The 8589-nt window shown below is 73.1% G+C and carries 5 protein-coding genes; 1 reads left to right on the top strand and 4 read right to left on the bottom strand.

Annotated features, from left to right (window positions below):
* Positions 1 to 380: 380 nt before the first annotated feature.
* The 4 genes from JAO81_RS28115 to JAO81_RS28100 all read right to left on the bottom strand — a co-directional run bounded on the left by JAO81_RS28115 (position 381) and on the right by JAO81_RS28100 (position 5013).
* Complete coding sequence (locus JAO81_RS28115; RefSeq protein ID WP_199550754.1) at positions 381 to 1166, bottom strand: 2,3-dihydro-2,3-dihydroxybenzoate dehydrogenase; 786 nt, start codon at positions 1164 to 1166, stop codon at positions 381 to 383.
* Between the two features lie 209 nt (positions 1167 to 1375).
* Entirely contained in the window at positions 1376 to 2356 is a 981-nt protein-coding gene (locus JAO81_RS28110) for an ABC transporter substrate-binding protein (protein ID WP_199550753.1), read from the bottom strand.
* A gap of 84 nt (positions 2357 to 2440) precedes the next feature.
* Positions 2441 to 3868, bottom strand: coding sequence for an esterase family protein (locus JAO81_RS28105; protein ID WP_199550752.1), 1428 nt, complete (start codon positions 3866 to 3868; stop codon positions 2441 to 2443).
* On the bottom strand, positions 3865 to 5013 hold the full coding sequence (locus tag JAO81_RS28100; protein WP_199550751.1) for a nucleotide disphospho-sugar-binding domain-containing protein: 1149 nt from the start codon (positions 5011 to 5013) through the stop codon (positions 3865 to 3867). Before JAO81_RS28100 ends, JAO81_RS28105 begins: the two co-directional genes overlap by 4 nt.
* A gap of 167 nt (positions 5014 to 5180) precedes the next feature.
* On the opposite strand from JAO81_RS28100, the gene JAO81_RS28095 reads away from it, so the two are divergent.
* Positions 5181 to 8589, top strand: a 3409-nt coding sequence (locus JAO81_RS28095; protein WP_199550750.1) for an ABC transporter transmembrane domain-containing protein, incomplete at its 3' end; no start/stop codon positions are given.

The following is an 8589-nucleotide window of genomic DNA, read 5'->3' as shown; positions in this document are numbered from 1 at the left end:
GGCTTCGGTGCGGTACCGGGGTTGGGGTGGGTGGGCTGCGGCTTGGAAAGCGGGAGGGGTGGGCGGGCTGCGGCTTGGAAAGCGGGAGGGGGGTGGGTGGGCTGCCGCTCTGGGGGTGGGAGGCATGGGTGGGCTCTCACGCCCGGCTGGTGGGGAGGGCGCGTCAGGGTTCATGCCTGGCTGGTGGGGAAGGTGTGCCGGCTCACGTCCGGTGAGGACGGGAGGGGCGTTGTCAGTGGTCGCCGATAGCCTGATTGGGGCTCGGCCCCCGGGAGGGCGGGGTCTGTCCGGCGCACGGGGAGCGGGGCACAGGAAGCGGCGCCCGGGGCCGGCACACAGGGAGCGGCACACAGCCCTCACGCACCCGCCCGACGAACACGTCAGACCCGCAACGTGGCACCGCCGTCCACGTACAGGTCGTGCATCGTGATGTGCCGGGCCCGGTCGGAGACCAGGAACGCGACGGCCTCCGCGATGTCGACCGGGTCGGCGATCCGGCCGAGGGGGATGCCCACGCGGTAGCTGGCGGGGTCGCCGTCGACGACGCGCCGGGTGGCCGCCTCGTCGGGCTCCGTCCACAGCTGCCGTTGCATCGCGGTGTTCGTCGAGCCGGGTGAGACGACGTTGCAGCGCACCTGGGCGCGGGCCAGTTCGAGGCCGAGGCACTTGGTGAACATGGTGGCCGCCGCCTTGGACGCGGCGTACGCCGCCATCGAAGTGCGCGGTACTCCCGCTGCGTTGGACCCGACGGTCACGATGCTGCCCGAGCGGCGCCCGGCCATCCGGCGGGCGGCGGCGCGCGAGGTGTGGAAGACGCCGTCGGTGTTCACCGCGAAGGTCTCGGCCCAGTCGGTGTCGCTGAGTTCGACGACGGGTGCCGGGCGCAGGACTCCGGCGACGTTGACGAGGATGGCGAGCGGGCCGAGCGTGCGCTCCACTTCGTCGACCAGGGCCTCGACGGCGGTGGCGTCGGTGACGTCCACCGCGCGGGCGACCACCTCGCCGCCCGTGTACGCGGCCTCGACCTCCTTGACCGCGACGGGGTTGCGGTCCACGGCCACGACGCGCGCGCCCCGTTCGGCGAGGGCGCGGGTCACGGCTTCTCCGATGCCCTGTCCGGCTCCGGTCACCAGGGCGAGGCGCCCCTCGAGTTCCCTCTCGGTCACAGCACAACCCTCTCCCGTTGACTTAGGTAAGGCTAACCTAACACGTCTTGATCGGAAGATGCAGCCCACCCCGGGCGGATGAACTTCCCTGCCGGAGCGGGTAGTTGTGTGCGCCCCCAACCGCTGCGCCCCAACCGCGCGCGCCCCCAACCGCGTGCGGCCGCCCGGGACGTGAAGTCCGGAGCGGCCGTACGCAGGGTGTCGCCAGGTCAGCCGACCAGCGCCTCGGTCACGTCGGCGAGCACCGTGCGGGCCGCGAGGAAGCCGCCCGCGCTGTTCCACGCGGATCCCTCGATGACCACGACGTGGCCCGCCTTCTCGGCCTTCAGCTTCGTGAAGTTGGGGACCTTCTCGGCCTCGGCGTACGCCTTCTCGCCCGCGGCCTTGTCGCCGAGCGCGCCGAAGAACAGCCAGTCGCCGTCGATGGTGTCGAGCTTCTCCAGGCTCACCGGCTCGCTGCGGCCGATGCTCTCGCCCTGCTGGTCCTTCGGCCGGGTCAGACCGAGCGCGGACAGCGTGGAGCCCACGTGGCCCTTGCCCTTGCCGACGACGGACGGGGCGCCGTTCTGCCAGCGGACGACGCTGCTGACGGCGCCGGCGTTCTCGCCGAGTTCACCCTTGGCCTTGGCCACGTCGGCGTCGAACCCGGAAAGGAGCCTGTCGGCGTCGGACTTCTTGTTCAGGGCGTCGGCGGTGGCGCTGAACGCCTTCTTCCAGTCCTCGTTGAGCTTCGCCGTGACCACCGTCGGTGCGATCTCGCCCAGCTTGTCCAGGAAACGCTTGGAGCCGGTGGTCTCGTCGAGGAGGATCAGATCGGGCTGCAGCGTCGCGAGCTTCTCCAGATCCGGCTCGGCGATGGAGGCCACCACCTCGGCCTTGGCCGCCTTGTCGGCGAGGTAGGTGGACACGCCCTTCTGTCCTCGGCCCGCCGTGGCGCCGATCGGCTCGATGCCGAGGGCGAGGGCGGCGTCGAGGGTGGGCTCGCTGAGCGTGACGACCTTCTTGGGGGCGGCCGGCACCGTGACGCTCTTGCCGTTCGCGTCGGTGATCTTCCGGGTGTCCGAAGAGCCGTTCTTCGCCTGCTCCTTGCCGCCGTTCTTGTCGTCGCTGCCGCAGGCCGTCAGCACGAGGGCGCCCGCGAGCGCGGCGGCGGTGAGGGTGGCGGCGGTGCGGGGGCGGTGGGAAAACATGGGTGGGGACTCCTGTGGGTGTTGCTTCGTAAGGGATGGCTTCGTAAGGGATGAAATGAGCTGGTTCTACGGGGAACGTGCGGGTCAGTCGGCCGGGCCGAGGGCTGCCGCCAGTCCGTCGGCCAGGCAGCCGCGCCAACAGGCGTAGTCGTGGCCGCCGTTGTACTCGGTGCGGGTCACCGGGTAGCCGAGCGATGCGAGTGCGGTGTGCAGGGCGCGGGCGTCGCCGACCATGCGGCCCTCGTGCAGGCCGACGGCGAGCCGGACCGACACGGGGCGCTGCTCGGCCTCCGCGAACAGGGAGACCAGCCAAGGCGTCTCGGCCGAGACGGTCTTGGGCACGCCCTGCGGCAGGCCCGGTCGCCACCACAGTGAGGCGGACTGGGCCAGCGCGTGGCCGAAGCGGTCCGCTCGGGTGTGGACCGCGTACAGGGCGGTGACGCCCCCCAGGCTCTGGCCCGCGATCACGGTCCTGGCCGGGTCGGTGGTCAGCGGCCAGCGGGCTGCCGCCCATGGCAGCACGAGGTCGGCGAGGAAGGAGACGTAGCTGTCGCGGCCGCCCAGGTCGCCCCAGCGGGTGGGGTTGTCCACGGCGTCCGGTGCGAGCACGGCCAGCGGGGGGACGGCGCCATCGGCGATCAGTGCGTCCAGCGTGTCCTGGAAGCCGAGTTCACCGAACCACATGTCGCCGTCGCACAGGACCAGGACGGGAAGGTCTGGCAGGTCGGCGGCCTGATTCGGGTCCGCCGCCGAGGTGGCCTCGTCCGTGGTGGCGCGCCGGCGCGTGCCGGCGTCCCCGTCCGCCGTGGTGACCCGGTCCGCTGTCCCGGCCGGGTCGATCCCGGGCGGCAGATAGACCCACACGTCCCGTTCCCCGTCGAGCGCCCCGCCCGGCCTGCGGTGCCGTTCGACCGTGCCGCGCGCGATGCCCGCGCGCCGCTCGGCCCACGGCTGGGCCGGAGCGTCGGGCAGGGCGAAGACGGAGGCGCCGGCGGGCGACCAACGGGTGGGCAGGGGAAGCGGGTTGAGCGGGTCGGGTGCCGCGTACCGGGACAGGCCGCGCAGCCGCTCCTGCAGCAGTCGCGGATCGGCGGGCGGCTCGCCGGGGGAGACGTCGGCGGCCAGCTGATAGCTGCCGCGGTGATCGGCGCGCAGTTTCAGGCCGAGCTGCCAGATGTCCGTGTCCGGTATCCGCCGCAGCAGGGAGGCCGCGAGGTGTTCGCGGTCGGCCAGCCGGTTGCCGAGCAGCAGCACCTGCCGGGTGGCGCGGTGGCCGCGCCACAGGAAGGTGACCGCGCGGTGCCCGGGCTCGCCGTCGACCCCCCCGACCGGCGGGGCGCCGCGGCGTCCGGCCGCCGCCCAGAACTCGGCGACGATCCCGCCGCGCCCGGCCGCCGACGTGGCCCCGGTGAGCCGGCGGGTGAGCCGTTCGACGGTGGGTCCGGTCAGCGGGTGCGGCCGCACGTCCGCGTCGGTCAGCTGCGGGCCCACCAGGGGTATCGCGACACTCATCGCAACTCCCCCTGGGTGCGCGCAAGTTCGACCAGACGTGGCACGGTCTCGGCGGGGCTTGGCAGGCCCGCCATCTCGCGCGCGGTCGCGCGGGCCGCGTCCCGCAGACCGTCGTCGGTCAGCAGCCGTTCGACCAGCTTCGGGGTGAGGTCGCCCGGCCCTTCGGGGACGAGTCCGCAGCCGCGGGCGCGGACCGCCGCGGCGTTGGCCGGGCGGGCGGCGCCCGCGCCGAGGACGATCTGCGGCAGGCCGGAGTCGAGGGCGGTCAAGGTCGTGCCCGCCCCGCCGTGGTGGATGACCGCGTCACAGGCGGAGAGCAGCGCGCCGAGCGGGATCCAGTCCACCGCGCGGACGTTGTCCGGCAGTTCACCGAGATCGCCGAGGTCCGCGCCCCCGAGGGCGAGCACGAACTCGGCGTCGCTCTCGCGCGCGGCGTCGATCACCCACTGCACGGGCGACACCCCGTCGACCATCGGCCGTACGGTCCCCAGGGTCACGGCGATCCGGGGGCGGTCGCGCGGTGTGAAGAGCCACGAGGGCAGTGCGGCACCGCCGTTGTACGGGACGTACCGCAGGAACCAGCGGCGCGCCTCGTCGGTGACGCTCATGCTCGGCGGGGTGACGTCCAGCCATGCGGATACGGGGCCGGGGCCGGACAGTCCGTGCCGGGCGTAGGCGTCGGCGAGGGCGTTGTTCATCATGCCGACGTGGGCCGAGGTGTGGCCGAAGCCGACCGCGTGCAGTACCGAGGGGACACCGAGGCGGGCGGCGACGAGCTGGCCCACGACGCCGTTCGGCGTGTGGACGACCAGGTCGGGGCGCCAGTGATCGGCGACCTCCACCATCCGGTCGGCCATCTCGTCGCTGAAGAACGAGAAACCCTTGCCCTTGGGCGGTGCGGTCCGCTCGCCAGGAGAAGGCGGCTTGCGGCCCTGACGATCCTTCTCCATCTGCGCGTACAGGGCGTCGGGGTCGATACCGGGCGCACAGTCGACGGCGAGGAGTCCGGCTCGCCCGGTGTGCCCGACGGCGGCACCGCACGTACCCCACAGGACGTCGTGACCTGCGGAACGCAGTGCGTGTGCCAGCGGAACCATGGGGTAGAGCAGTCCGAAGAAGGGCGGACCGGCGAAGAGGACGCGCATCGCTCCCGCCTTCCTGGCTTGACGAGACGTCAAGTCCTGTTGTGTGGGGGGGCCTGTTGACGGTGGGCCCGTCGGGAAATGGCCATATGCCCGTCACCTGGACGGACGGCCGGGGCGAGGGACCCACGGCGTGACAAGGCGAGGTTAGCTTAGCCTAAGCTAACCTCATGTCCACCGAATCCCCCCATGGCACCGGAGGGCTGCGCCGGCCCTTGGCCGCCTGTCGCAGCCACCCGGGTCTGCTGACCGCCGTCCTGCTCAGTTCCGTGTTCGGAACGGGCCTCGAGGCGTTCGGCCCCCTGCTCACGGGCCTCGCCGTGAACGATGCCGTCGCGGGCCGCACGGACCGCGTCGTCGTGCTCGTCGCCGTTCTGTGCGTGCTGGCCGTGGTCCAGTTCGGCGCCGAGTTCACCCGCCGTTTCTACGCGGGGAAGCTGGCGCTCGCCGTCCAACACGATCTACGGACCCAGGTGTTCGCCTCGGTGCAGCGCTACGACGGCGTCAAGCAGGACTCGTTGCGCACCGGGCAGGTGGTCTCGCGGGCCAACAGCGATCTGCAGCAGATCCAGGTACTGCTCGGCATGCTGCCGATACCGGTGGGCGTCACCGCCCAGTTCGCCGTCGCGGCGGCGGCGATGCTGTGGCTGTCGGCGCCCCTCGCCCTGGTCGCCCTGACCGTCGTACCGGCGCTCGCCCTGCTCGCCCGGCGCAGCCGCCGCCGGGTCGGGCCGGCCACCCGGCAGGCACAGGCGCAGGCGGCCACGATCGCCGAACACGTGGAGGAGACGGTCACCGGCGTGCGCGTGGTGAAGGCCTTCGGGCAGGAGCAGCGCGAGACCGACCGGCTCGCGCGGGCCGCCCGCGTGCTGTTCGGGCGCCGCGTCCGACTCGCCCGTATCCAGGCCGACTCCGCGGCGTCCATGGCGGTCCTGCCGCCGGCCGGCCAGGTCGCGCTGCTCGCGCTCGGCGGCTGGCTCGCGCTGCGCGGCAGTATCGACATCGGTACGTTCCTCACGTTCGCCGGATACCTCACGCTGCTCGCGGGCCCGGCCCGGCTCTTCGCCAACTTCACCGTGACCGCGCAGCAGGCGCGCGCCGCGGCGGAACGGGTCTACGAACTCATCGACGCCGCACCGGACATCGTGGACGACCCGCGCGCTCCCGACGTACCGGGCGGGCCGCTCGGGGTCGAACTGCGCGATGTGACCTTCGGATACGCCCCCAGCGACCCGGTGCTCAAGGACTTCTCGCTCACCGTCCGGCCGGGCGAGACCGTGGCCCTGGTCGGGCCGCCCGCGTCCGGCAAGTCCACCGTCTCGCTGCTGCTCGGCCGGTTCTACGACCCGCAGTCGGGGAGCGTGCTGGTGCGGAGTGCGGGGGACGGCGAGGACGGGACGGATGAGGCCGACTCAGGGACGGTCAAGGCCGGGACGGGCCAAGCCGAGGCCGGGACGGTCAAGGCCGGGGCGGGTGAAGCCGAGGCCGGGACGGGCAAGGCTGAGGCGGGTGAGGCCGAGGCGGGGAGGGATCTGCGGGAGCTGCGCCTGGCCTCGCTCCGACGCGCCGTCGGCACGGTCTTCGAGGACCCCTTCCTCTTCTCCTGCTCGGTCCGCGACAACATCGCCCACGGCCGTCCCGAGGCCACCGACGCCCAGGTGCGGGCGGCCGCCGAGGCCGCCGGCGCGCACGGCTTCATCAGCGAACTGTCCGACGGATACGCCACCTTGCTCGGCGAGCGCGGCCTCGGCCTCTCCGGCGGCCAGCGCCAGCGGATCGCCCTCGCGCGGGCCCTGCTCGGCGAGCCCCAGGTGCTGGTCCTCGACGATGCCACCTCGGCCGTGGACCCCGCCACCGAGGCGGCCATCCAGGACGCGCTGCGCACCGTGGCGGCGGACCGTACGACCGTGCTCATCGCCCACCGCCGCTCCACTCTGGCACTCGCCGACCGCATCGCCGTCCTCGACGCCGGACGCCTGGTCGATCTCGGCACCGAGGCCGAACTGGCCGACCGCTGCCCGCTGTTCGCCGACCTTCTGGCCGGAGCCAGCGGCTCCCTCGACGAACCGACCCGCCTCTCGGACGCGTCGCCCGACGGGACGACCGCGGAGCTGTGGCCGAAGGCCCCGACAGGGCGGGAGCCAGGGGAGCCGGAGAAGTCGGAGGACCCCGGTCTCGACGAGAAGGACCTGCGCACCCCCGATCCCCGGCTCTCCCCGGTCAGGCTTCTGCGCCCGGTGCGGGCCGCCCTGCTCGCGGGTCTCGCGCTGCTCGCCGTGGACTCCCTTGCCGCCATCGCCCTGCCGATCCTCGTACGCCACGGACTCGACGACGGGGTCAGCGGGGACAGCGCGGGCGCCCTCACCGTGTGTGTGCTGCTCGCGGCCGGCGCCGTCGGGCTCGGCTTCCTCGCGTACCGCGCCCAGGCGCGTGTGACGCGCCGGGCCGGTGAACGCGTCCTGTACGGCTTGCGCGTGCGGGTTTTCGCCCATCTGCAGCGCCTGGGGCTGGACTTCTACGAGCGCGAGCGCGGCGGCCAGGTGATGACCCGGGTCGTCAACGACATCGACGCGCTGTCCCAGTTCCTGGGGACCGGCCTGCTCACCTCCGTAGCCTCCCTGGCCACGCTGACCGGCGCGGCCCTGGCCATGGTGGTGGTCCACCCGCCGCTCGCCCTCGCCGCACTCGGGCTGCTGCCGCTGGTGCTCGCCGCCACCGGGGTGTTCTGGCGGCTGTCCTCGGCCGCCTACGACGAGGCCCGCAAGCGCATCGGCGCGGTCAACTCCAGCCTCCAGGAGAACGTCAGCGGGCTGCGCACCTCCCAGTCGCACTCCCGTGAGCAGGGCGCTTCGCGCGAGTTCGGGGAACTGTCCGACGCGTACCGGACCGCACGCCTGCGTGCCCAGCGCTATGCCTCCGTCTACTTTCCGTCCATCAACTTCGCCGCGGAACTGTCCCGGGCGCTCGTCCTGTTCGTGGGCGCGCACCGGATCGCGGACGGCGACCTCAGCGCCGGTGTGCTCGCGGCCTTCCTGCTCTACCTCGGCATGTTCTTCTCGCCGCTGCAGCAGCTCTCCCTAGCCTTCGACGGCTACCAGCAGGCCTCCGTGGGTCTGCGCCGCACCATGGAGCTGCTGCGCATCACCCCCTCCCTCCCCGAGCGGGGCGCGGAGGCCCGACTGCCCGAACGTCTCACCGGAGCGGTGGAGTTGGACGCCGTCGCCTTCACCTACCCGGGCGCCGAACGGCCGTCGCTGCACGACACCGCACTGCGCATCGCACCCGGCGAGACGGTGGCGCTCGTCGGCACCACCGGGGCGGGCAAGTCCACCGTGGTCAAGCTCCTCGCCCGCTTCTACGACCCCGACCGGGGCAGCGTCCGAGTCGACGGCCGGGATCTGCGGGCCTGGGCTCCGTCCGCGTACCGCCGGCTCATCGGGTACGTTCCGCAGGAGACCCACCTGTTCACGGGGACCGTCGCCGACAACATCCGCTACGGCAGGCCGGAGGCCTCCGACGCCGAGGTGGAGGCCGGCGCCCCCCCCGTCGCCGCCCCCCGGGGCCCGCCCCCCCCCCCCC

It is taken from the genome of Streptomyces sp. N35 (assembly GCF_016464295.1).
Taxonomy (GTDB): domain Bacteria; phylum Actinomycetota; class Actinomycetes; order Streptomycetales; family Streptomycetaceae; genus Streptomyces.
This window is presented reverse-complemented; position numbering and strand designations above follow the sequence as displayed.

Bases quoted from the DNA above. Each gene is read 5' to 3' on its own strand.
- JAO81_RS28100 (WP_199550751.1), bottom strand. From the start codon at position 5,013: ATGCGCGTCCTCTTCGCCGGTCCGCCCTTCTTCGGACTGCTCTACCCC.
- JAO81_RS28110 (WP_199550753.1), bottom strand. From the start codon at position 2,356: ATGTTTTCCCACCGCCCCCGCACCGCCGCCACCCTCACCGCCGCCGCG.
- JAO81_RS28105 (WP_199550752.1), bottom strand. From the start codon at position 3,868: ATGAGTGTCGCGATACCCCTGGTGGGCCCGCAGCTGACCGACGCGGAC.